This is a genomic window from Streptomyces sp. NPDC037410 (assembly GCF_055602235.1).
This window is the reverse complement of record NZ_JBVJWR010000012.1, coordinates 193,353-214,527: the sequence shown is the minus strand read 5'-3', so window position 1 is coordinate 214,527 and position 21,175 is coordinate 193,353. Positions and strand designations below refer to the sequence as shown.

Sequence of the window (21,175 nt, the reverse complement as noted above, 5' to 3'; positions counted from 1 at the left end):
GGTCGAATTTCCGCCACGTACCAATGGATACTTCTTTGCCGCTATACGCCAAGGAATCGCCTGATATCGGCACATGACCCACTTCCATCCGAGAAGCGAGGCATTCCGGAAGCTCCCCCTCCCCTCTTCCCGCCCACGCGACCCCGCCCGGCGCCCGCTTCCGCCCCGCCGCGCCGGGCGCGTGGACGTACGAGGGGGCGCGAAGCGCATCACGGAGAGTGAGCGCCCCCACGCCCGCCGCGCCGGGCCCGCGCAGGGGCGCCAGGAAACGTGTGCGTGACCACCGGGGAAAGTGCGGTATTGTTCTCATGCGCGCTCGGCCAGGGGAAACCCCAGGTCAGACGGGCATCGGGACGTGGCGCAGCTTGGTAGCGCACTTGACTGGGGGTCAAGGGGTCGCAGGTTCAAATCCTGTCGTCCCGACTAGAGGTTCGCCTCGTAGTCGCAGATCAGAGCCCTGTCTCACTTCGGTGAGGCAGGGCTCTTGTTCGTTCTCTGGGGCAGTCGTGTCACATTTCGTCACAGGACTTGGTGGATCTTCCTCAGCCGGCGAGCAGCTCCCCGAGCTTGTCCGAACCCGCCTTGAGGCTCTGCGGGTCAGGGTGCACGTAGACCCGCTTGGTGAAGGACAGGTCGCTGTGACCCGCCCAAGCGGAGACGACAGTGTCGGGAACGCCATTGTTGGCCATCCAGGAGAGGCACGCGTGGCGGGCGTCGTAGAGACGCACCTTCCGCACGCCGGCCTGTGCCATCAGCCTGTGGGTCTCGCGACGGAGCTTGTCCGTCTTGAGCAGGAAGGCCTCGAAGTTGCCCAGAGAGGCAGCGTAGGAACGCTCGGTCTTTACGTCGAAGCTCTCCATGACCAAACGGAGAAAGGCGTTGCTGCTCTTGAGATTGGGCGAGATGAGCAACTTGACGTTGAAGCGTTCGTCCTGACTCAGTTTCTCGTGGAGCCTGCGAACGAGAGAGGTCTTCCCCGAGCCGATCGGGCCGTACATGTAGATGGGGCCGATCCGATCACGTGCCATGAATTCACACTTAGCCAGCGCTTCGCGGACCTGGGCGGAGAAGTACAGGAACCGCGGATCGGGGCTCGTGATGAACGGGTGTTCAGTCAGGCCGAAATGTTTAACAATTGCGTTAATGTCCATATCGAGCAACTATCACTGAATATGGCAAAGTTCGCGCAATTTGTCAAGATATCAATAAAGTTGACGCATCTTTTTGTGAAGCCTGCTGTTGAAGCCACGGCCGAGCTCACGTAAAGACGCGCTGAGCCCCCTCGGCGACGACCGAGAGGGCTCTTCTCAACGCTTGATTCACTGACTGCGGTCAGGTGGAGTACTCCAACTCCGTCAGGGTCGCCTCACGCACGCCCACCGCCGTCTCCGACAGGTCGAGCCCCTGGAGGTGGCGGATCAGCGCGTCACGCGTCTCGGAGAGCTGGTGGCTCAACTCGACCCCGTCCAACTGGCCGGGACGCAGGATGCGGCGGAAGTCGGGGTTGTCGATCGCGGTGGCCACCAGCTTCTCGGCCAGCCACAGGGGAGTGCGCTCGCGGATCGCGAACGTCAGGTGGATGCTGTGTTCGTCGGAGTCCAGGACGTGAGGGTTATGAACCCACCCACGTGGAAGCAGGAGAGACTGGCCGACCTTCAGGTCGACCTCGACGTCCGGTCCCGCAGCCTCCCACTTCGGGATGTAGTCCTCCTGCCAGACCCGCCAGCTCTCGTTGTACTCCCGCATGGGGGCCTCCACCGGGGGCCGCCAGAGCTGCCACCGCTTCGTGCCGGAGATCTGGACGATCACGGCCATCTGCTGATCCCAGTGGTGACGAAGCCCCTGGTGCCCCGGCGGGGTCAGGAACGCGTGGATGTAGTTCGAGTAGCCCGTCTCAGTCTGGATGTCCTGGGAGATCTGAGCCAAGGCCGGGATGACGCGCTGGAGGTTACCGAGACGAATGGTGTGCCCGCTCTCGTAGAGCCGGGCGAGTTTCGCGCGGTCTGTCCGTCCGTCCGTTGTATATGCCTTCTGGCTCATCGACGGGTTGGGGGCCTTGACGACTGCGATCTCGTCAGCCGGGACACACCCCCTATACACGTAACCTCGGATGGCTTCCGCGGTGACCGTCTCGTCGAGCGGCGCCCTGCCGCGCTTGAACACACGCGGCTCGTCGGGCCACGAGCGCATCAGTTCGGCTACACCGTCCTCGGGCAATAACAAGCGCAGTGACATGGCTCGTCCTTCGGCTCAGGAGGAAGGGAGTGGGCAGGGGATGTCCGGATGAAAGTGGTTCGGGCAACACACAACGGAGAGCGACACCATGCTCTGTGAATGGGTGTAGTGCACCCAGCTCACGTCGACGCCGTGAGGGAGCACGTCCGCGGCGTACTCCAGCTTCTGGTCAAGGGTGCAGTAGGCCACCTTGCCGTCCTCGCGGTCGAACGGCGGGCTCTCCTGGTAGCGCTTCGTCAGCCATGCGAGAGCAACATCTACGTTGGTCCACGTACGGTCCTCGGTGCTGTGGTTGCGCTTGAGGAGCCAGTGGCCGGTCATCAGAGGCGGCAGGTCAGAGGTCAAGAACTCATTCGCAGCGTCCCGATATCGGACCTTCTCCTCCTCCTTGGCCTCGGGCGGAGGAGGAACCGGGTACGGAGGCCGGCGGTTGCCCTCCCGCGCGTAGTTGACCGGAGTACCTGCCCACCCGTATCCATGCCAATGACCGTGCCAGCTCAAAGAGTGCCCTTCCTACAATCTGACGTGGGGGGCCACCCCAGTTCGGATGGGGTGGCCCCTTTACGGAGACTCGAACCGTCGGCTAGCTGAGGGAGAGGCCCCTCATCTTGGCGTAGCCGAGGACGAAGTCGTCCATCTCGGCGGTCGTGGCGCGCAGCTCGTGGCCGGCGCCCTCGGGCTTGGTGTCACGGAGGGCGTAGCCGTCCTCGACACCGGGAATGGTCGCCAGGTCGATGCAGGACTCGTGCTCGCCACCGAGGTTCCCACCGCAGAAGTTCTGGAACGTGGCCCCCTCGATCGGGACCGCGTAGAGGTTCTGAGCCATGAAGTGAAACTCCTTCGTGTGCCAGATTTCGGAGAGTCGGTCTCCGGGCCGGCTTGCCCTGATGACCCTCCCCCGGACGGTCTTGCCGGACATCACCGGGGACGGGACCTTGCCCGACCCAGCAGGCAGTACGGGGGAGCTGCGTTGCTGGGCCGATGTTTTGGGGTTACACAAGGGGGCGGCTGTAGACCATCTCGCCCAGGACCGGGGTGTACTCGATCTTCCGGAACACCAGCAGGGGGCCACTGACTGTGATGGGCTCCCGGTCTCGGAAATAAAGGACCTTCTGGACCGTCCCGCCCGCCATGTCGGTGATCTCGAAGAACACGCCGTCGAACCCGACCATGTCACCGATCTTGATCTGGCCGGCGCTGACGACATGGCCCTGCGTGCCAAGCGGCCCGCGAGGCGGCCTCGCTGTCTGCTGAGACATCAGCCTGCCTGCTTCATGGCGGCGTGGAGGTCGTGCTCGTCCTCCGTGGCGTGGGTGCGCGTCCAACGGGCGAATTCGTACGCGTCCCCAGACCGCATGACGAGGCAGACCGTGCCGTGCCCGTCGATGACCTCACCGATGTCGACCTCCGCCGGGAGGCTCATAAGGGCCAGGGCTTCGCGCACCTCGGGGATCGCGTTCCTCGCGATGGTCTGCGCCGTCTCGATCGGGGTTCTGCTGGTCGTAGCCGTCATAGGTGACCCCCAGTCATTCGTTCCTGCCGTCGCTTGGGTTCGAGAGGAACGTAGAGCGGCGACTGACCAACCCCCAAGAAGATTGCGCGAGTTTGCAGCAAGTCGTTTGACGGGCCCGAACACCGGGTCGACTATCGGTGTGTCGCGCAAACTGATGCAAGGCAGCAGACAGGAGAACGACCATGAAGCTACGGTTCCTTGGTAAGAACTCCAACATCGGGGACTGCCCCACGCTCTACGCAACCGACCGGGACACATACCTCGTGCAGGGATGGAGGATCTACGCGAACGACCTCCTCATGCAGCTGGACATCCCCGAGGGAGACACGGCTGTGGAGGTACCGACGGAGCTGTTCGAGCACCTGACGAAGGACGGCTTGCCGGCCGGGGAGATCCGACGCTTGGAGGACCCGATCATGATCCTCACGCCTGGCGGTACGTTCGTCGTCCAGGGGCGGGAGGTGACCGACGCCGAGGCCCTGTCCCAGATGGAGATCCCGGACTACGAGACCGTGGTCGAGGTACCCAAGGCCGCGATCACCGCCCTACTGGAGGAACCGCGTGGAGCTGATCTCCAGCGCCGAGCGCAACCGGCTCTTTGAGAGCTTCAAGAGCGATGCCTTCCACCTAGAGCTGAGGGACGACTACTCCGTCCCCGACGAGGACGGCCCGTACGCAAGCTGGCTCCGGGGTGAGCCGGTGGACAACTCGTACATGGAGCCGTGGCTCGCGATGGTGAGGCGGGTGACCGGGGAGGGAAGGACCGTACGTCGAGTACGCGTCGTGACCGAGCCGCACAGTCCGTACATCCAGTGGGAGTACGCCACCACTCCGATCAACGTGAAGGCCGGCGAGCAGATCCGCTGGATCTCCCGAGCCACGTTGCCTCACCACACGCTTCCCGTCGGATGCAACGACTGGTGGCTCTTCGACAACAAGATCCTTGCCGTGGGCCACTTCGACAAGGATGGTCGAATCCTGGGGTCGGAAGTGATCGACGACCCGTCGACCGTGGCGCGGTGCGTCTCCATCCGGAATGTTCTCTGGAGCGCTGCCACCCCGCACAGCGAGTACAAGCCCTGACAGACCGGTGAGCAATCAAGCACAAGAGGTACGCGAGGCACTGGGTGCCCGACTGCGTGCGTTCCGGAAAGATGCCGGATTCACGAGCGGCCGGGCGCTGGCCTACGCACTCGGCTGGCCAGAGTCGAAGATCTCTCGGCTTGAGCACGGAAAGCAGAACGCCAGCGAGCAAGACATCAAGGACTGGTGCGAGAAGACCGGCCAGCAAGAGCACATCCCGGACCTGGTCGCCACGGTTCGACACATCGACGAGCTGTGGCTGGACTGGCGGCGGCAGCTCAAGACAGGAGCCGAGGCCCGACAGAAGAAGGCCCTGCCTGTCTATGACAGGACCAAGGTCTTCCGGATCTGGCAGCCCAACATGATCTGGGGCACGTTCCAGACCGCCGACTACGCCGCGGCCGTGTTCGACCAGGCTGTCAGCTTCTACGAGTTCCCCAACGACTCGGCGGCTGCGGTCGCGAGGAGACTGGAGCGACAGCGGTACCTCTACGAGGGGAATCGGGTCTACAACGTGCTGCTCGGCGAGCAGGCCCTGTACTCCAACGTCGGGGGAGGGGAGGTCATGAGGTCTCAGCTCGACCGTCTGACGGCAGTGATGGGTCTGGCGCGGGTGAGCCTGGGCATCGTGCCCAAGGCCGCATCCACGAGAGTCTGGCTGGGGCACTCGTTCTCGATGTTTGACGACAAGCTCGTGCTGGTGGAGACGTTCTCCGCGGAGATGTCAGTGACCCAACCTCGGGAAATCGACCTCTACACGAAGGCGTTCGCCCTGCTGAAGCAATCAGCCGTCTACGGCGAGCCGGCCAGGGCACTCATAAGGTCGGCTCACGCACATTTTGATCACTAGGAGGGAAAGCATGACTGGCAAGCCGAATTGGCGTACGAGCTCCTATACCGGTACGGAAAACTGCGTTGAGGTTGCAGACAACGACCCTGCGATGGTCCAGGTCCGAGACTCGAAGGCCAAGGGCCGCGGAAGGATGAAGCTCCGGCCGGCTGCCTGGGCTGTGTTCGTGGAATTCAGCAAGGAAATCGTCCCGGCCGACACAAGGACGGATTATAGGCAGGACAGCCACTGAGAGATGTAAGGTGATTGCAAAAGGCTAGGTAACGGTCTGCCCTCGGTTGGTGTGCAGCCACCTTCGCGTGAATATCAAGGCACGCCTACGAAGAAAGCTCCGAGGTAACTCTGAAGCCTTACGGCTTTCCGCGGAAACGGCGGCAGAGTCAATTTGTGCTTCTGTGGCTAGCTCGCAATCTGAGGACAGATTCGAGCTTCGAAAATGAAGCTCATGGTCTAACACGGAGGCCACATAAGACAACGGGTGCTCGACAATGTCATGATAGTGTCGATACTCCTCCTCGGTGAGCCAGTCAGGCTTATTGAATAACGGGCCTCGTTCGTTGTTCATGATTTCTTATAGAGAATCATGGCCTGGGTTGTCAATAGGGAACTTGTGTTTATCTCGCCCTCTCGGACCTTCGCTCGCGTGGCCCGTTAGAACGTGGTGAAGTACGGGTAAACATCAAGGTCATGAACAAGTTCTGGAAACGGGTACTGTTCTGGAAGCAGTGGGAGCCTTGGGAGAAGTTTACGGGCCTGGCTGTACTCCTAACGGCCATTGGGATCGGCCTTACAACCTTCGCCGCTGAACAGGTGTCAGGGTGGCTTCACGGTGTCATCGGTGTCATCCAGGCTGCTTCATTGTGTACTGCTGCATGGCTTCCTGTAAAGGAGGAGCGAAAGCAGGCGGCAAAGGTTCGGGAAATCGAAGAGGCAGGTAGGGCTAGAGCGGCAGCGCTGGAAGCGAGTATTAACCCCCGCTCGCTGGAGCTCCTTCGTGAACTCCTTTTGAGCTCATTCCTACCTCTATACGATTACCTCCACTACCTAGGATCCATTCCGGCGAGTGATCGTGCAGAGCAAAAGATCGGATTGAAGCATAGGGTCACCGAAACGTCGCTGCGAGTGGCCGGGCAGGATCACTTTCGAGCCTTTTTCTACGAGTATTCGGGGACGGGGATTGAAGCTTTGAAGTGCGAGGGGGTGTTGTACGGGCGTACGGGTAATCCATCTACCCCGCCGGCCATCGTTCGGGGCTCGCGGTTTGGAAATCGCGTTGTACCGAAGGTGGAAAAGGGGGAAGCAGTACATCTGGAGCGCGGTAAAGGTGGGGCATGGCACAACGGTCTGGGGTGCGAAGCAATCCTATTTCAGCCCGTAACTGCAGGGGCGAGAGTGTTTGGAGTCATCTCGATCGACACCGACAACCCCGACAAGCTCACCAAAGAGCATCATGGACTTCTACTGGCGATTCTCGCTGAACTCCTGGCCGGAGGACTTCTTCTGTGCAGTGAAGCCGACGCAAGGACTCCCCCATAAGTTCGCACACATTCCGCATCAGACTCTAGGCCTGAATAAGCCTGCCTGTGGCCTGTAGTGCTCGGGATGAGAGCCCCGAACCGACCTTCTGTCGACGTCGTCAGCGGGCGTCCCAGGGTTGGAACCCGGCTCCTCGCAACGCCAGCTGGCTGCCCTGAGGGTTTGGCCGGTGGCCTGCGTCGTGTTGGGAGCAGGGAGACCGCACGGCCTGTCAGCTGTACTGCCTGTGGATCCTCCACGCAGCGATGCTCGCCTTCAACGAGGTGCTCACCGGAAAGCCGTGGACGGTCGAGTTGGAGAAGGTCGCCAAGGACTTCGGGTTCATGACCACGCTGCCGCAGTGGCAGGGCCCCGGAGACCTGCACGCGCGATGACGGACCCGCGGGCCTCACTGAACACGTTGACTCCACCCTCAAACCGGGATCATGCTTGAAGGCACACTCGCCTGAGAGACGCGTGCCATGGCAAGAAACTCTGAACCCCGCTCAGTACGCGCGACCTACGCTGCTCCGACGATGGTCGCGGAGCTAAAGGCGCACGAGCTCACTGCCGAAGCACTGACGGGGTGGGGCCTCATCCACCTCCTCGACGACGCCCAGCTCATCGTGACGGAGCTGATCCATGGCGCAAACCTGGGTCTTACGCTCCGCGAAGAGTCTCCTGCCGAGATACGTCTCCAACTCGGAACAGTCGGTCACAACGTCGTGATTGAGGTTGAGGACACTCTCATCGAGTGGATACCCGAGGTGTACTCAAACAACGGTGTCAACCTCGTCGAGAAGATCAGTGACCTCTGGGGTATCCGGCGATCCACGATGGGCAAGGCCATCTGGGCTCTGCTCTGGGACGACGATCAAGAGCCGCCCCGCTACCTCTCGGGGGAACCCTGGCCGGCGTCGGGGAAGCCGTGGCGTCAACGAACCCGAGGATCGGGCTGACGCGCCGTGTAGTTCCACTGTGCAGGCGTTCTGCGCTGGATGATCAAGTAATCAAGCGGCGCCCGCGCCGGGCTTCCTTGAGCCTCAGGTGCCCTCACAGGGCACCCCTACGGCGCCCTACCCGTGTCACCGATGTGTCACAGACATCAGGAAGCCGTGCCGAGCGCAGGTCTCTGACCTGGACGTTTGCCGGACTGTATGGACTGGACGGACGGAGAAGACTGGGCGTCAGATTCTGGGGGTCAAGGGGTCGCAGGTTCAAATCCTGTCGTCCCGACTCGAAAGAGTCGTAGGTCAGGGGCCGTTTCAGAGCAATCTGAAACGGCCCCTTGGCCGTTTTCGGGGACCACTTGGGGACCAACCCGCCTTGACCGGGTCAGCGGGCGGCCACGATCGCCGTGGGCAGGGACCGGGGTGCGCGAAGCCCGCTGGGATGGGCGGTCAGCGCGGCGCCGGCGGCGGTGATCTGGCGGACGTCAGGGTGCAGGTATCGCTGGGTGGTCGTCAGTGAGCCGTGACCGGCGATCTTGCGCAGGACGTGCACCGGGACGCCGGCGTCGGCGAACCAGGTGAGTCCGGTGTGGCGGAGGTCGTGGCGGCGCAGGTGCTCGTAGCCGAGCTTGGTGATGACGGTGTCCCAGTGGGTGGCGTCGCGGAGAACCGCAGTCGAGACGCGGCCGCCGCGTGGGCCCGTGAACGGGCGGGCATAGGGATCGGCCCCGGTCGCCCTGGAGCCCTCGTCGAACGGTCCCGTGGTCCCGCCCGCTGGTGACACCTGTCCGCCTTGACGCGCCCCATGTAAAGGGACGATCAAGGAAACGGAAGATGTATCAGAAGTGGGGGCAATGTGAACGGCAGTCGTACAACTGGTCGTTGGTAGAGGCTTTTCAGTCGCCCGCCCGGCTGCTTAGATTCCGTTCGAATCAGAGACCGACTGGGGGAGGACCCTGCATGTCTCGCACTATGGAATCGTCGTCGCAGCCACAGGACTTGACGATGGGGAGCGTTCGCTCCGCAGGTTCGGTCGGTCGGCGGCGGTTCGCCTACCTCGCCTCGGGCGCTGTCCTGATCGCGTCGCTCACGACGGCCTGCGCCGGGGGCGCCGACGCCGCCGGCGGTGCGGGGAAGGCGTTGCAGGCGAGCGGTTCCACCACGGTGGCGCCCGTCGCCGCAGACGCGGCCGAGGCGCTGAAGGCCCAGGGGCTGAACATCACCGTTGCCACGCAGGGTGGTTCGGCCGGCGGTATCTCGCAGCTCGGTGCCGGGCAGATCGACATCGCGCTGAGCTCGAAGCCGGTGTCGGACGAGGACAAGGCCGCCAGCCCCAAGACCGACTACGTCTCGACGCAGATCGGCGCCGACGCCGTGGGCATCATCATCAGCAAGCAGGTCGCCGACGCCGGGGTCAAGAACCTGACCAAGGATCAGGTCAAGGGCCTCTTCGAGGGGAAGATCACGAACTGGAAGCAGGTCGGCGGCCCCGACCTGCCGGTCTTCGTCTACGACAAGGAGCCCGGGCGCGGCACGCGCGAGGTGCTGGACAAGTACCTCTACCACGGTGAGAAGCCCCCGCCGCCGCCGAACTCCAACAACTTCGCCATCGTCGGCGGCAACCTGGAGACGCGCAACAAGCTCGAGTCGACGCCGGGCTCCGTCGGCCCGCTCTCGACCGGCTTCGTCGAGGGGCGCGACAAGCTCGCTGTCGTTACTCTCGACGGAATCGCCCCCTCTTCCGAGAACGTCGAGAGCGGCAAGTACCCCATGAGCCGTCCGCTCTACGTGATCACCAACGGGCCGGCGAAGGACGACGCGAAGAAGTTCATCGACTACATCCTTTCCGACAAGGGGCAGCCGCTCCTGACCAAGCACGGCTACCTCACCCTCAAGCAAATCGGGAAGTAGCAGGTGACAGTGAAGACGCCGGTGCGGCAGCCTGCCGCACCGGACACATCACCTCGCCCACACCCCTCGCGGTGGGTGTGGGCCTGGGTGGGCGCCGGCGCGGTCTCCGTCGCCGGCGTCATGCTGGTGCTCGTCGGTTACCTCGGCGTCGGCGTGCTCAGCGGTACGGTCGACTGGATCGACCTCCTGGCGGAGCCGATGTGGAGTCCGACCGACTCCGTCTTCGGCGGACTGGCCATGATCTACGGCTCGGCCGTCGTGTGCCTGGTCTCGCTCGTGCTCGCCGTCCCGGTCGGGTGGGCGGCGGCCATCGCGCTCTCGGAGTACCTGCCGCCCCGGTTCGCCCGGCCCCTGCGGATGAGCGTGGAGCTCCTCGCGGCCGTCCCGTCCATCGTGTACGGGCTCATCGGCATCATGGCGGTGCGTCCCTTCATCGCGTGGATCGGTGATGTGCCGGGCGGTGACAGCCTCCTGGCGGGCGGCATCGTCCTTGCGGTGATGATCATGCCGACCATCGTGGCCGTGAGCGTGGACGCCCTGTCCGCCGTACCGGACCGGTACCGCGAGGCTGCCTACTCCTTGGGACTCACGCGGCGCGAAGTCGTCCGGTCGGCGGTGTTGCCGCAGGCCCGTCAGGGGATGAGAGCCGGCGTGCTCCTGGGCCTCGCCCGGGCGCTCGGTGAGGCGATCGCCGTGTTCCTGGTCGTGGGAAGGGCCGACGGAAGGCTGCCCACGTCATTCGGCGAGCTGCTCGACTCGCTCGTTCATCCCGGGCAGACGCTCACCACGAAGCTGGCCGGACCGGAGCCGGTCCTGGCAGGCACCTCGGGCCCGTACTTCGCCGCGATCTGCGGCCTTGGCCTGATCCTCCTCGCTCTGGTCGCCGCCGCGACCGTGTGGGGCATCCGGCGCACGTCGGGCTCCGGTTCCGCGATGCGGGGCAACCGGAAGCGGCAGTCGTCGAGGATGCGCGGGGAGATCGACAAGGCCGTGGGGCTGCTGCGTGTGGGGGCGCTCCTTCTGCCCGGCGCGCTGCTCGTGGCCATGCTCGCCATCCTCGCGACGCGGGGGAGCGTGGCTTTCTCGCCATCGTTCTGGTTCACGTCCGCGGCCGGTTCGGCCGGCGGTGGGGTGAGCGACCAGATCCTCGGCACCCTCCTTCTCGTCGTGACCACGGGGCTCATCTCGCTGCCCCTGGGATTCGGGGCGGGCATCCTGCTCGGTGTCAACGCCTCCGGCCGCGCCTCCCGCGTCCTGCAGACGGTGACCGTGGTGGTGGGCGGGACGCCGACGATCCTCCTCGGTCTTGCCGGGTTCGTGATCATCTGCAGCGCCATGGGCTGGGGCCGGTCGTGGCTGGCGGGTGCCATCGTGCTCGTGCCGGTGGTCGTACCCGTGGTCGCGATCACGACCGCCGGGCGGGTCAGCGGCATGCCGACGGAGATGACCGAGAGTGCCCTGGCGCTCGGCCTTTCGCGCGCTCAGTACATCCGGTCCGTCGTCGTTCCGTACGCCTGGCCGGCCACGGTCACCGGGCTCCTGCTCGGACTGGCTCGTGCAGCGGGGGAGACCGCGCCACTCCTGTTCACCGCCACGGTGGTCTTCGGTGCGCCCGCGTTGCCCAGCGGGATCGTGAACGCCCCCGTGCAGTCTCTGCCCACCCACATCTTCAACTTGTCCCAGGACTCGGGCGACCCGCAGGCGGTCTCGCAGGCGTGGGGCAGCGCACTGGTCCTGGTGCTCATCACGGCTGTACTGCTGGGCGTGGCGGTCGCGCTGCGCAACCGCTTCGAGGGGGAGCGATGGACCACGTAATCGCTGTACGAGAACTCCGGGTGCGGGACCGGGAGAAGACCCTCGTCGGGCCCGTCTCCTTCGGCCTGGAGCAGGGGTCGACCACCGGCCTCTGCGGGCCGTCGGGCGCCGGCAAGTCCACGGTGCTGCGCGCGCTCGTCGACCTGCTTCCCGCCGGGCTCACCCGGGACGGGCACCTTGAGGTCCTGGGGCGTCCGATCGCGCCCCGGAAGGGCGACGCCGACCTCAGGACCAAGGTCGTGCTCGTGCCCCAGACGCCGGTGGTCTTCGGCGGCAGCATCCTCGACAACGCCCTCTTCGGGATCCGGCACGTCATGCGGGCCTCCCGGGAGACCCTGCGTGACCGGGCCGAGCAGGCCTTGAACGAGGCAGGCCTGTGGAAGGAGGTCTGCGACCGGCTCGACTCTCCGGCCCAGAACCTGTCCGCCGGCCAGCGTCAGCGACTCTGTCTCGCGCGCGCCCTGGCCCTGGAACCGGCTGCGCTGCTCCTCGACGAGCCGACGAGCGCTCTGGACGAACGGAGTCGGGACACGGTCGAGGAGTCCGTGGCAGCTCTGCGCGGCCGCCGGACCGTCCTGCTCGTGTCGCACGACCCTTCCCAGGTGGCGCGACTCTGCGACAGAACGGTGCAGTTGGATCCGCCGGTGGCGGTGCCGAGCCCCGCTCCTGTGGGTTGAGCGGTTGGAGCGGTAGCTCTTTCGGTGGGTGGTCGGTGCCTTGCTCCGACCACCCTCCGTTTCCGCGCAGGAGGTCACGTCCGCTCGAAGCGCCTCCTGAGGGAGAGCGAGACGTAGACCAGACCGATGAGCACGGGTACTTCGATCAGCGGGCCGACGACGCCGGACAGCGCCTGCCCCGAAGTGAGGCCGAACGTGGCGATCGCGACGGCGATGGCGAGCTCGAAGTTGTTGCCGGCGGCGGTGAAGGCGAGGGTCGCGGTGCGGTCGTACGGCAGCCCCACCGCCTTGCCGAGCGCGAAGGAGCCGAAGAACATCACGGCGAAGTAGACCAGGAGCGGAACGGCGATGCGCGCCACGTCGAGCGGCTGCGACGTGACCGTCTTCCCCTGGAGGGCGAACAGCACGACGATCGTGAACAGCAGGCCGTACAGCGCCCACGGCCCGATGCGAGGCAGGAACCCCTGCTCGTACCCGTCCCTGCCCAGCTTGCTCTCGCCGATCCGGCGCGTGAGGAAGCCGGCCAGCAGGGGCACGCCGAGGAAGACGACCACGTTGAGTGCGATCTGCCACGGCGAGACGTCCAGGCCCTGGCCGTCCCCGAGCCCCAGCCACCGCGGCAGCAGGTCGAGGTAGAACCAGCCCAGGAGGCCGAACGCCACGACCTGGAAGAAGGAGTTGAGGACGACGAGGACGGCTGCGGCCTCCCGGTCGCCGCAGGCGAGGTCGTTCCAGATGATCACCATCGCGATGCAGCGTGCGAGGCCCACGACGATCAACCCGGTGCGGTACTCGGGGAGATCGGGCAGGAAGATCCAGGCGAGGGCGAACATGACCGCCGGGCCGACGATCCAGTTGACGACCAGCGAGGAGACCATGAGTCTCCGGTCGCTCGTGACGGCGTCGAGGCGGTCGTACCGGACCTTCGCGAGCACCGGGTACATCATCACGAGCAGTCCGACGGCGATGGGCAGCGAGATGCCGCCGACCTCGACGGCGGCGAGAGCACCGCTCAGTCCGGGGACGAGCCGCCCCAGGAGGAGACCGCCGGCCATCGCGAGGAGGATCCACACCGCCAGGTAGCGGTCCAGGGTCGACAGGCGACGGGTGAGGGCTGTGGTGGAGGTGGTGTCCGGGTCGGTGAGCGTCACGGGCGCCGCCTCGGGCAGGAGCCGGTCTCCGTGATCGCATCAGCCTCGACTGAGGTGAGCATGTGGGGATGTTCTCACATCACTGTGAACTGACACCATCCTTCGATGATGTCAGTTCCTGTTGATGTCAGCAGCTCCGCTTGCGGTCGTTGTCGGCGGTCTCCTGCGCGGCGGCCGCGAGCCCGGTCAGCTCGCCCGCGAGCGCGGACAGCGCCTCGGGCTTGAGCTTGTAGTACACCCACCGGCCGCAGGGCTCCGTGTCGACGAGGCCCGCCTCGCGGAGCACCTTCAGGTGGTTGGACAGGTTGGTCTGGCGGGCCCCCGTCTCTTCGACCAGGTGGGTCGTGCAGAGGGACTCGCGTGCCAGCAGTGTCACGATCTGAAGTCGCAGGGGGTCGGCCAGCACCTTCAAAATGTCACTGTCGACTGATGTCAGCATGTGCTGATACTCTCACGATCGGGGGTGTCACGGCCACCGCTTTCCCCCAGTCTCCCCCAGGGATTCGATCGGCACGTCGCCACTCCTCACCTGCCAAAAGCACCACACCGCACCACCCGAGGATCGACATGGCTGCCATCCCCCGCGCTTCCGTCCTGTTCGTCTGCGTCCACAACGCCGGCCGCTCGCAGATGGCCGCCGCCTGGCTCCAGCACCTGTCCCAGGGGAACGTCGAAGTCCGCTCCGCCGGCACCCTCCCTGCCGAGCAGATCAACCCGCAGGCCGTGGCCGCCATGTCCGAGGTGGGCATCGACCTTGTCGGACTCACCCCGCGGGTGCTGACCCCGGAGATGGTGAAGAGCAGCGACTACGTGATCACCATGGGCTGCGGCGACACCTGCCCCGTCTTCCCCGGCAAGCAGTACCGCGACTGGGCGCTGCAGGACCCGGCGGGCCAGGGTCTCGACGTCGTGCGCCGGATACGCGACGAGATCAAGGAGCGCGTCGCGGACCTCGTCGCCGAGATCAGCCGGAACACGTACGACGCCGGCGTCAGCGGAGATCGAGCGGACGACGCAGCGTGATCTGATCGACGTCGGAGGTCCGCACCGTCAGTGCCAGCTCCCATGCGCCCGGCGTCGGCACCTGGAAGCCGGAGACGGTCCAGTGGCCTTCCGACGCGCGCCGCAGGGGGACAGGCAAGGGGCCGATCCCGCCGGACGACGTCAGCGTGGCCCGTATCTCGGGCACATCGAGGAGCCTGCCGGACGGGTCCGTCACGGTCACATGGACCGCGTTGGCGCCGACCCGCCCAGGATCCACGACGATGTCGGCCTTCCCCTCCCCCTTGGGGCCCCCGCTGTCGAACGACGCCTCGACGGACACGACGGCGACGGCCGCCGCTGTCGTCGCCGCCTCCTCCGAACGCGCGGGTTCCGTCGTGGTCAGAACAGTGGTGACCACCAGAACGGCGACCCCGAGGACGGCCTCCGTCGCCACCCAGCGCCGGAGTCTGCGTACAGGGACCTGCCCACTGTCCAGACGGGCCGTCCAGCGGCGCGAGACGTAGCCGAGGCAGAGCAACAGGGCCACGCCGACCGACTTGGCGAGCAGCAGCAGCCCGAAGCGGGTCTCGGTCAGGGCGGGCAGCGAACCCACCTGGCGCCACGACTGGTAGAGCCCGGTGGCCACGAGAACACCGACGCTGACCGACGCGACCCGCGAGAATCGCGCCACTGCCTCCGCAGGCACCGAGTCCAGGCGCATCAATGCGGTGGTCAGGACGAACAACCCGCCGATCCATGCGCCGGCCGCCAGCAGATGCACCACGTCGACAGGCACGGCGACAGCGGTCTGCAGTCCCGCCGAGGCGTGCTCGGCGCCCGCCCATGTCCAGGCGAGCGCGGCTCCGAGGAGCGATCCGCCGACGAGTGCGACACGGGTGGCACCCGCCGCGGCAGTCCTCCGCCACCAGATCCACATCACGGCGCCCGCCGCCAGCAGCCCCAGGCGCACCCCGAAGAGCACACCTGCCTTGGTGCCCCACACCTCGCCGAGGCGCGCGGCATCGGCGACCTCTCCGAGATTCCCGGAGCCGGTGTACGCCCCCCGGAGAACGAGCAGAGCGAGCGTGCACGTCAGCAGTACCGCCCACCCCGCTGCCACAGCGCGGCGCAGCAGGTGATGCTCTCGTGCCTGCGGCCAGCACGCCAGCAGGAAGCAGACCGCACCCGTCAGGAGAACCATCCCGACGTACGCGCCGAAGCGCGCCGTCGCGTAGGCCCACCCGACGGTGCCGGAATCCGGATCCCGCACGGCCGGCACCGCGCCGGCCGACGTCGCCGAGGGCGCACCCACGGAGAAGGTGAACGCGCCCGCGACCGGGTGGCTGTCGGCGGACACGACCTGGTACGCCACCGTGTACGTCCCTCGGGGCAACCCGCTCCGCAGACCCACCGCGTACGAGCCGCCGCCCTCCTCCACGGGCCGCGCGTCATCCACGCGCCGGCCGGCGGGATCCAGCACGCGTACGGCGTCGGCGCTGAGTGCGATCTCCTCGGTGAAGGTGAGCACCACCCGGGACGGGGCATCGGCGACCACCGCCCCGCGCGCGGGCGTACTGCCGGTGAGCACGGCGTGCGCGTCGGCCGGAGAGGCCCCGGCGACGAGCAGGGCCAGGCCGGCCAGCAGGACGGCGACCCATCGGTGCGCGCGGGAGACGGTGATCGTCATGGCAGCCCCGCCGGATCAGGCGTTGTTGCGGCGACGGCTGGTGACCAGAGCCGTGACGAGTCCGGCAGCGCCCAGGACGATCCCGGCGATGCCGAGCCACCGCCCGCCATCGTGCTCGCTGTCGTCGTGTGCCTGGGCCTTCTCGTCGTCGTGGTCACCACCGGTCGAGGGCTTCGTGGCGGGCTCGGCCGAGGCCGCCGACCCGCCGTGGTGGTCATCGGTGGCGGCGGAGAGCTTCAGCACGGCGGCCGGGTGCTCCGGCTCCTCCTGGCCCTCCACCGGCGGCTCGATCCAGCGCACGACCTCCTTGTTGTCGTACGTCTGCAGCGCCTTGAGGACGAGCTCGTCCGTGTCCTCGGGGAGCTGGCCGAGGGACAGCGGGAACTTCTGGAAGTAGCCCGGCTGGATGCCCTTGTCGGTGGCGGTCCAGGTGACCTTGCTGACGGCCTCGGTGATGCTCTTGCCGTGCAGCGTCAGCGGCTTGGCGAGCTTCCCCTTGGTCACCTCGATGGTCCACCCCGGCACCGCCTCCGGCATGACCGAGGCCAGCGGGTGATCGGTCGGGAGCGACAGCTCGACCTTGACCGTCGAGGCGTTGGGCCGCTCGTTGGGGACCTTCAGGTTCACGGTGGCGTATCCGCCCCTGGCGGCCGTGCCCTCCGGCTGGACGGACACGTGGGCGAAGGCGGGGGAGGCGAAGGTGAGGCCGGCGACGGCGGTCGCGGCGACGACGCCGAGGCGTGCGAAAGTGCGCATGAGTGTGACTCCAGGGAGATGACGCCCCGCGCGTCGCCTGATGCGGCGTACGCGCTCGTGGGGCGGGACGAGGGATGGCATGGAAGATCCGGCCTCGGTACGGACGCGGCGATGCCGGCGTCAGCCGAGGGCGGCCGTCCAGCGCGGCGGACCGCGTCGCGTCACCTCGTGGACGAGCAGAAGCCGGGGGCCCGGCGGCGCCGCCTGCCACCTGGGCGCGGCTCGGCGAACGAGTGCTGTGAGCGCCTCGCGTGAGCAGCACTGCCCCAGCAGACGACTACGCCATGCGTGGCGTACGAGCCGGACGGCATCGGCCCCGTACAGGCGGGCCAGTTCGAGTACGTGAGCCGTAGCCACGTCGCCGCCACGGAGCAGCCACGCGACCCCGGCCGCAGCCACGAGGTGACCGCACAGCATGGGGACGGTGGGAAGGGCTGCCGTCCAGGGCGAGGGAGCCATGGCCTCGTGCATCGCGCTCATCGAGTGCTGCATCGGGCTCGTTTGCATCGTGGCCGAGAAGAACGCGTGCAGTCCGATCTGGAGCGCGGCAAGAACGCCCGCGTTCGCGAGCACCGTCGGACGACGTCGAGCAAGGGGTGTCACCAACAGGGCTACGGCCGTCGAGCCCATCGTGAGCGCACCCCAGGAGGGCGACGCCCCTGTCGCCACACTGTGACCGCAGGCCGACATCACCACGCTCAGCCAGGTGAGGAGAAAGGTGCGGATGAGGCCCGCTCCGAGCCGCGAGCGCGCACACGGATTCATCCCCACCCCCCTGCGGGTTCGATGTCGACATGCATGGAACAGAGCTGACAGAGCGTCAAAGCAGTGTGGAGACAGGCCAGTCCGCGCAACGGGACGGCGCGCGCCACACTGTAACCCCTTGATTCGATGAATCTCTAGACAGGGGGTGGTGATCACCATAGGCTCTCGACGCCTGCCACACCACAGGGGGAGTCGGACGTGTCCCACAGCAGCAAATCTGTCTCCAGACGGAACGTGGTCCAGAGCGCCGTGCTGACCAGCGCGGCCCTGATGGTCAACGTTCCGACCGCATCCGCGGCCGGGGGAGACCCCGCGAACGTCGCACCATCCACCACCGTCGGCGAGGGCGGTCTGTTGAACTTCACCGAGGGCTCGGCGGCCCTCCACCCCGACCGGACGGTCAAGAGCGCCTGTCAGTTCTGCAACTCGAACTGCGCGATCTCCGTCGGAGTCCGCGCCGACCGTGTCATCAGCGTCCAGGGCGCGTCGGGCGACCCGGTGCAGCAGGGCAACATCTGCGTCAAGGCCCCGATGATGGCCGAGATCACCCACAACCCCCTGCGCCTGACCAAGCCCCTGATCCGTACCGGCGGCAGGAAGGGCGCCAGGGACTCCGCCTTCCGCGAGGCCACGTGGGACGAGGCGCTCGACCTGATCGCACGCCGCCTTCTGGCGCTGCGCGACAGCGGTGAGGTCGCCGCGATCGCGAACCGGACCACCGGCCGTCTTCCCCGGGGCACCGGTTCCTTGGTTGCCCGCCTGTTCACCCTCCTCGGCAGCCCCAACAACACCGACGTCGGCCCGGTCTGCAACGACGCCGGCGGCAACGCCCTCAAGGCCACCTTCGGCCTCGGGAACTTCACCAACGGCTACGGCACGGACGGCGCCACCGGCCAGGACGACCTGGGCTCCGCCGACTACTTCCTCTTCCTCGGGACCAACCAGGCCGAGACCCACCCCGTCACCTTCGACTACCTGCTCCGCGGGCGAGCGCGTACGGGCGCCACGCTCGTCGTCGTCGACCCCCGGCAGACTCCCACGGGCGCGCTCGCCGACGAGTGGATCTCCCCGAAGCCGCACACCGACCTCGCCCTGGCCCTGGGCATCCTCCACCACATCCTCGACGAGCACCTGTACGACAGGGAGTTCGTCGACCGCTGGGTCCTCGGCTTCAAGGAGCTCCAGGCCCACATGGCGGCGTCCGGGTACACGCCGCAGTGGGCCTCCACGGTCACCGGCGTCCCGGCCGAGACCATCCGCCGCATCGCGCGCGACTACGCCCGTGCCGACAAGGCGGCCATCTTCTGCAACGCCGGCATCTCGCACCAGCTCGGCGCCTTCGACACGTACCGCGTTCTCACGTTCCTCGCCGCGGTCACGGGGAACATCGGCCGGCTCGGCACCGGGTGCAACTTCATGCACAACACCTGGCCCGGCGACCTGCACCTGCCCCCGCTCACCGTCCGCACGCCCGACGTGGGCACCGCCCTGCCCGTGGGCCCCGACTACTTCGCCGAGGCCATCCTCACCGGCAAGCCGTATCCCCTGAAGGCGATCATCACCCAGGGCAACCCCCTGATCTCCTCCGCCCACACGGAGAAGGTCAAGGAGGCGTTCCGCAAGCTCGACTTCTACGTCTACACCGGCCTCTTCATGGAGGAGGCGGCCTACTACGCCGACGTCGTCCTCCCCGTCAGCTCGCCGCTGGAGTACGAAGGCGTGTACATGCGGCGCGACGACCGGGCGATCCGCTGGCAGGAGGCCGCGGTCCCGCGCTGCGGCGAGTCCAAGACCGACTACGAGATCTGGATCGACCTCGCCCACGCCTTCGCTCGCCAGGACCGCCGCAAGGGTCACGCCTACTGGGCCGACGCCTTCCCCCTGGCCTGGAAGGACTACTCGACTCTCTGGGCCGAGTTCGTCAAGCACACCCCGGGCGTGGGCGGCATGACGCAGGAGCGGATGCAGAAGCGCACGGAGCCCCTGCGCTGGCCCTGCCCGACGACCGACCACCCCGGCGTCAGCGCGCTCTACCAGGACCACCCCTCCTGGTACGAGGCCGCCGAGTCGCTCGGAGCCAAGAAGGGGCAGCGCTTCCTCACCCCCAGCGGCAGGATCGAGATCTACACCGAGGAGCTGGACCGGCAGCTGGGCACCGCAGGGCACGCGGCACTGCCCAGCTTCTACACCCACCCCGAGGTGACCGGCGCACACCCCACGCTCACGTACGAGAAGCGCTTCATCACCAGCCCGATCAACCCGCAGGCCGTCACGCATCCGGTGCGGCTCGGAGTGAAGGGCGACGGCTCCGTCCACCGCGACTACCCGCTCATGGGCATGACCGGCCGGCCGAGCGTGGTCCACTTCGCCTCCGTCACCCACTGGACGCCCACCGGAGCACGCCTCAACGGGATCCGGCTCCTCCAGATCCACCCCGACACGGCGCGCAGGCTCGGAATCGAGGACCGCGACGACGTGATCGTGGAGAGCCCTCGGGGCAAGGTCACCGCCACGGCCCTGTACTGGGAGGGCATCCGCGAGGACACCGTCTTCCTGCCCAACACGTTCGGCCCCGCCCAGCAGCTCGCGGAGGAGCTGGGAGCCGACCACTACGAGGCGGCGAACACCCTCGTCGACGACCGCTACTACGACAACCTCTCCGGCCAGCAGGCGTACAAGTGCTTCGCCTGCCGGGTCACCAAGGCTCCGGTCTGATCGGAGCGTCAGCCGGCCCGGCGGACCACCCCGCCACACACCCCCCGCCGGGCATCCCGGCCCTGCCTCCGTGCGCCCCCCCGTCGCGCGGAGGCAGGGCCATTTCCCCTGGCAGAAGGGCACATGCGGTGCCTCTCGTCCCGTCAATTGTCAGTTGCGCAAAGATTCGACAACTGTAAAACTAGACAGATGTCCCAGCTTGAGGTGATCGACCCCGTAACCTGCTGCACCCCCGTCATAGCCGCGCCCCTCGACGAGGAACGGGCCGCGGGCACGGCCAAGATGTTCAAGGCCCTGGGTGACCCGATCCGGCTCCGTCTGCTGTCGATGATCGCGAGCGCAACGGGTGAGGGGGAAGTGTGCGTCTGTGACCTGACCGGCCCCTTCGACCTCTCGGCGCCGACGATCTCGTACCACCTCAAGATCCTCCGCGAGGCGAATCTGGTGACGTCCGAGCGCCGTGGCACGTGGGTCTACTACCGCATCCGGCGGGACAACCTGAGCCTGCTCTCCGGTCTGCTCGCCGTCCCGAACATGGGGGAGCTGGCGGTCGCCGAAGCCTGATCTC

General features: G+C 66.6%; 24 protein-coding genes, 1 tRNA gene and 1 pseudogene. 14 read left to right on the top strand and 12 right to left on the bottom strand.

The window, feature by feature from the left end; all coding sequences use genetic code 11:
• Positions 1–349 precede the first annotated feature (349 nt).
• Positions 350–423 (top strand) — tRNA-Pro (locus ACZ7HT_RS21675).
• 119 nt (positions 424–542) lie between these two features.
• On the opposite strand, the gene ACZ7HT_RS21670 is transcribed toward ACZ7HT_RS21675, so the two are convergent.
• The 6 genes from ACZ7HT_RS21670 to ACZ7HT_RS21645 all read right to left on the bottom strand — a co-directional run bounded on the left by ACZ7HT_RS21670 (position 543) and on the right by ACZ7HT_RS21645 (position 3,748).
• Positions 543–1,151, bottom strand: a complete 609-nt coding sequence (locus tag ACZ7HT_RS21670; protein WP_471168184.1) for a tyrosine-type recombinase/integrase — start codon at positions 1,149–1,151, stop codon at positions 543–545.
• A 181-nt stretch (positions 1,152–1,332) separates the two neighbouring features.
• Positions 1,333–2,235, bottom strand: a complete 903-nt coding sequence (locus ACZ7HT_RS21665) for a JmjC domain-containing protein (RefSeq protein WP_471168182.1) — start codon at positions 2,233–2,235, stop codon at positions 1,333–1,335.
• Positions 2,236–2,250: 15 nt separating this feature from the next.
• Complete coding sequence (locus ACZ7HT_RS21660; RefSeq protein ID WP_471168180.1) at positions 2,251–2,736, bottom strand: hypothetical protein; 486 nt, start codon at positions 2,734–2,736, stop codon at positions 2,251–2,253.
• Positions 2,737–2,818: 82 nt separating this feature from the next.
• The gene (locus ACZ7HT_RS21655) at positions 2,819–3,061 is read right to left on the bottom strand and encodes a DUF397 domain-containing protein (protein ID WP_471168178.1); all 243 of its coding nucleotides are present in this window, start codon (positions 3,059–3,061) and stop codon (positions 2,819–2,821) included.
• 166 nt (positions 3,062–3,227) lie between these two features.
• Positions 3,228–3,494, bottom strand: a complete 267-nt coding sequence (locus ACZ7HT_RS21650; RefSeq protein WP_471168176.1) for a hypothetical protein — start codon at positions 3,492–3,494, stop codon at positions 3,228–3,230.
• Positions 3,494–3,748: a hypothetical protein gene (locus ACZ7HT_RS21645; protein ID WP_471168173.1), complete on the bottom strand. Its 255-nt coding sequence runs from the start codon at positions 3,746–3,748 to the stop codon at positions 3,494–3,496. The genes ACZ7HT_RS21650 and ACZ7HT_RS21645 overlap by 1 nt, the downstream gene beginning before the upstream one ends.
• Positions 3,749–3,930: 182 nt before the next feature.
• Here ACZ7HT_RS21645 and ACZ7HT_RS21640 point away from each other — a divergent pair, with 182 nt between their 5' ends.
• The 7 genes from ACZ7HT_RS21640 (at position 3,931) to ACZ7HT_RS21610 (ending at position 8,155) form a co-directional block, all read left to right on the top strand.
• Positions 3,931–4,350 carry a hypothetical protein gene (locus ACZ7HT_RS21640; RefSeq protein ID WP_471168171.1) on the top strand — a complete coding sequence of 140 codons (420 nt, stop codon included), beginning with the start codon at positions 3,931–3,933 and terminating at the stop codon, positions 4,348–4,350.
• Entirely contained in the window at positions 4,310–4,831 is a 522-nt protein-coding gene (locus ACZ7HT_RS21635) for a DUF6879 family protein (RefSeq protein WP_471168168.1), read from the top strand. The genes ACZ7HT_RS21640 and ACZ7HT_RS21635 overlap by 41 nt, the downstream gene beginning before the upstream one ends.
• A gap of 7 nt (positions 4,832–4,838) precedes the next feature.
• The gene (locus tag ACZ7HT_RS21630) at positions 4,839–5,681 is read left to right on the top strand and encodes a helix-turn-helix domain-containing protein (RefSeq protein ID WP_471168165.1); all 843 of its coding nucleotides are present in this window, start codon (positions 4,839–4,841) and stop codon (positions 5,679–5,681) included.
• A gap of 10 nt (positions 5,682–5,691) precedes the next feature.
• Entirely contained in the window at positions 5,692–5,913 is a 222-nt protein-coding gene (locus ACZ7HT_RS21625) for a DUF397 domain-containing protein (protein ID WP_471168163.1), read from the top strand.
• 455 nt (positions 5,914–6,368) lie between these two features.
• Positions 6,369–7,217 (top strand): hypothetical protein, encoded by an 849-nt coding sequence (locus tag ACZ7HT_RS21620; RefSeq protein ID WP_471168160.1) that lies wholly within the window; start codon positions 6,369–6,371, stop codon positions 7,215–7,217.
• A 245-nt stretch (positions 7,218–7,462) separates the two neighbouring features.
• A complete protein-coding gene (locus ACZ7HT_RS21615; protein WP_471168158.1) occupies positions 7,463–7,591 on the top strand; it encodes a hypothetical protein in 129 nt (42 codons plus the stop codon).
• Between the two features lie 141 nt (positions 7,592–7,732).
• Positions 7,733–8,155 (top strand): ATP-binding protein, encoded by a 423-nt coding sequence (locus ACZ7HT_RS21610; protein ID WP_471168155.1) that lies wholly within the window; start codon positions 7,733–7,735, stop codon positions 8,153–8,155.
• A 376-nt stretch (positions 8,156–8,531) separates the two neighbouring features.
• On the opposite strand, the pseudogene ACZ7HT_RS21605 reads toward ACZ7HT_RS21610, so the two are convergent.
• Positions 8,532–8,882: pseudogene (locus ACZ7HT_RS21605) on the bottom strand (tyrosine-type recombinase/integrase); the annotation flags it as partial.
• 224 nt (positions 8,883–9,106) lie between these two features.
• Between ACZ7HT_RS21605 and ACZ7HT_RS21600 the strand changes: the two are divergent.
• Genes ACZ7HT_RS21600 through ACZ7HT_RS21590 form a run of 3 tightly spaced genes read left to right on the top strand, consistent with a single transcriptional unit; the run spans position 9,107 to position 12,549 of the window.
• Entirely contained in the window at positions 9,107–10,057 is a 951-nt protein-coding gene (locus tag ACZ7HT_RS21600) for a phosphate ABC transporter substrate-binding protein (RefSeq protein ID WP_471168153.1), read from the top strand.
• Between the two features lie 3 nt (positions 10,058–10,060).
• Entirely contained in the window at positions 10,061–11,872 is a 1,812-nt protein-coding gene (pstC, locus tag ACZ7HT_RS21595; RefSeq protein WP_471168151.1) for a phosphate ABC transporter permease subunit PstC, read from the top strand.
• Entirely contained in the window at positions 11,860–12,549 is a 690-nt protein-coding gene (locus ACZ7HT_RS21590) for an ATP-binding cassette domain-containing protein (protein WP_471168148.1), read from the top strand. Before pstC ends, ACZ7HT_RS21590 begins: the two co-directional genes overlap by 13 nt.
• Positions 12,550–12,623: 74 nt before the next feature.
• Here the strand turns inward: ACZ7HT_RS21590 and arsB are convergent, their stop codons facing one another.
• Together arsB and ACZ7HT_RS21580 are read right to left on the bottom strand one after the other, a co-directional pair.
• Positions 12,624–13,700 (bottom strand): ACR3 family arsenite efflux transporter, encoded by a 1,077-nt coding sequence (arsB, locus tag ACZ7HT_RS21585; RefSeq protein ID WP_471168146.1) that lies wholly within the window; start codon positions 13,698–13,700, stop codon positions 12,624–12,626.
• A 127-nt stretch (positions 13,701–13,827) separates the two neighbouring features.
• Complete coding sequence (locus ACZ7HT_RS21580; protein ID WP_471168143.1) at positions 13,828–14,139, bottom strand: ArsR/SmtB family transcription factor; 312 nt, start codon at positions 14,137–14,139, stop codon at positions 13,828–13,830.
• Between the two features lie 128 nt (positions 14,140–14,267).
• Here ACZ7HT_RS21580 and ACZ7HT_RS21575 point away from each other — a divergent pair, with 128 nt between their 5' ends.
• Positions 14,268–14,723, top strand: coding sequence for an arsenate reductase ArsC (locus ACZ7HT_RS21575; protein WP_471168141.1), 456 nt, complete (start codon positions 14,268–14,270; stop codon positions 14,721–14,723).
• Here the strand turns inward: ACZ7HT_RS21575 and ACZ7HT_RS21570 are convergent.
• The 3 genes from ACZ7HT_RS21570 to ACZ7HT_RS21560 all read right to left on the bottom strand — a co-directional run bounded on the left by ACZ7HT_RS21570 (position 14,692) and on the right by ACZ7HT_RS21560 (position 17,700).
• Positions 14,692–16,371, bottom strand: a complete 1,680-nt coding sequence (locus tag ACZ7HT_RS21570; protein ID WP_471168139.1) for a copper resistance CopC/CopD family protein — start codon at positions 16,369–16,371, stop codon at positions 14,692–14,694. The genes ACZ7HT_RS21575 and ACZ7HT_RS21570 overlap by 32 nt on opposite strands.
• 15 nt (positions 16,372–16,386) lie before the next feature.
• Positions 16,387–17,127, bottom strand: coding sequence for a YcnI family copper-binding membrane protein (locus ACZ7HT_RS21565; protein WP_471168136.1), 741 nt, complete (start codon positions 17,125–17,127; stop codon positions 16,387–16,389).
• Between the two features lie 120 nt (positions 17,128–17,247).
• A complete protein-coding gene (locus ACZ7HT_RS21560; RefSeq protein ID WP_471168133.1) occupies positions 17,248–17,700 on the bottom strand; it encodes a hypothetical protein in 453 nt (150 codons plus the stop codon).
• A 390-nt stretch (positions 17,701–18,090) separates the two neighbouring features.
• Here ACZ7HT_RS21560 and ACZ7HT_RS21555 point away from each other — a divergent pair, with 390 nt between their 5' ends.
• Together ACZ7HT_RS21555 and ACZ7HT_RS21550 are read left to right on the top strand one after the other, a co-directional pair.
• Complete coding sequence (locus ACZ7HT_RS21555; RefSeq protein ID WP_471168131.1) at positions 18,091–20,607, top strand: molybdopterin-containing oxidoreductase family protein; 2,517 nt, start codon at positions 18,091–18,093, stop codon at positions 20,605–20,607.
• Between the two features lie 189 nt (positions 20,608–20,796).
• A complete protein-coding gene (locus tag ACZ7HT_RS21550; RefSeq protein ID WP_467458333.1) occupies positions 20,797–21,171 on the top strand; it encodes an ArsR/SmtB family transcription factor in 375 nt (124 codons plus the stop codon).
• Positions 21,172–21,175: the final 4 nt, after the last annotated feature.

Excerpts from the sequence above, each read along its gene's own strand:
- ACZ7HT_RS21575 (WP_471168141.1), top strand. The coding sequence starts at position 14,268 with ATGGCTGCCATCCCCCGCGCTTCCGTCCTGTTCGTCTGCGTCCACAAC.
- ACZ7HT_RS21650 (WP_471168176.1), bottom strand. The coding sequence starts at position 3,494 with ATGTCTCAGCAGACAGCGAGGCCGCCTCGCGGGCCGCTTGGCACGCAG.
- ACZ7HT_RS21565 (WP_471168136.1), bottom strand. The coding sequence starts at position 17,127 with ATGCGCACTTTCGCACGCCTCGGCGTCGTCGCCGCGACCGCCGTCGCC.
- ACZ7HT_RS21610 (WP_471168155.1), top strand. The coding sequence starts at position 7,733 with ATGGTCGCGGAGCTAAAGGCGCACGAGCTCACTGCCGAAGCACTGACG.
- ACZ7HT_RS21620 (WP_471168160.1), top strand. The coding sequence starts at position 6,369 with ATGAACAAGTTCTGGAAACGGGTACTGTTCTGGAAGCAGTGGGAGCCT.
- ACZ7HT_RS21670 (WP_471168184.1), bottom strand. The coding sequence starts at position 1,151 with ATGGACATTAACGCAATTGTTAAACATTTCGGCCTGACTGAACACCCG.
- ACZ7HT_RS21590 (WP_471168148.1), top strand. The coding sequence starts at position 11,860 with ATGGACCACGTAATCGCTGTACGAGAACTCCGGGTGCGGGACCGGGAG.
- ACZ7HT_RS21665 (WP_471168182.1), bottom strand. The coding sequence starts at position 2,235 with ATGTCACTGCGCTTGTTATTGCCCGAGGACGGTGTAGCCGAACTGATG.
- ACZ7HT_RS21625 (WP_471168163.1), top strand. The coding sequence starts at position 5,692 with ATGACTGGCAAGCCGAATTGGCGTACGAGCTCCTATACCGGTACGGAA.
- ACZ7HT_RS21615 (WP_471168158.1), top strand. The coding sequence starts at position 7,463 with ATGCTCGCCTTCAACGAGGTGCTCACCGGAAAGCCGTGGACGGTCGAG.
- ACZ7HT_RS21645 (WP_471168173.1), bottom strand. The coding sequence starts at position 3,748 with ATGACGGCTACGACCAGCAGAACCCCGATCGAGACGGCGCAGACCATC.
- ACZ7HT_RS21655 (WP_471168178.1), bottom strand. The coding sequence starts at position 3,061 with ATGGCTCAGAACCTCTACGCGGTCCCGATCGAGGGGGCCACGTTCCAG.
- ACZ7HT_RS21550 (WP_467458333.1), top strand. The coding sequence starts at position 20,797 with ATGTCCCAGCTTGAGGTGATCGACCCCGTAACCTGCTGCACCCCCGTC.
- ACZ7HT_RS21570 (WP_471168139.1), bottom strand. The coding sequence starts at position 16,371 with ATGACGATCACCGTCTCCCGCGCGCACCGATGGGTCGCCGTCCTGCTG.
- ACZ7HT_RS21580 (WP_471168143.1), bottom strand. The coding sequence starts at position 14,139 with ATGCTGACATCAGTCGACAGTGACATTTTGAAGGTGCTGGCCGACCCC.
- ACZ7HT_RS21640 (WP_471168171.1), top strand. The coding sequence starts at position 3,931 with ATGAAGCTACGGTTCCTTGGTAAGAACTCCAACATCGGGGACTGCCCC.
- ACZ7HT_RS21600 (WP_471168153.1), top strand. The coding sequence starts at position 9,107 with ATGTCTCGCACTATGGAATCGTCGTCGCAGCCACAGGACTTGACGATG.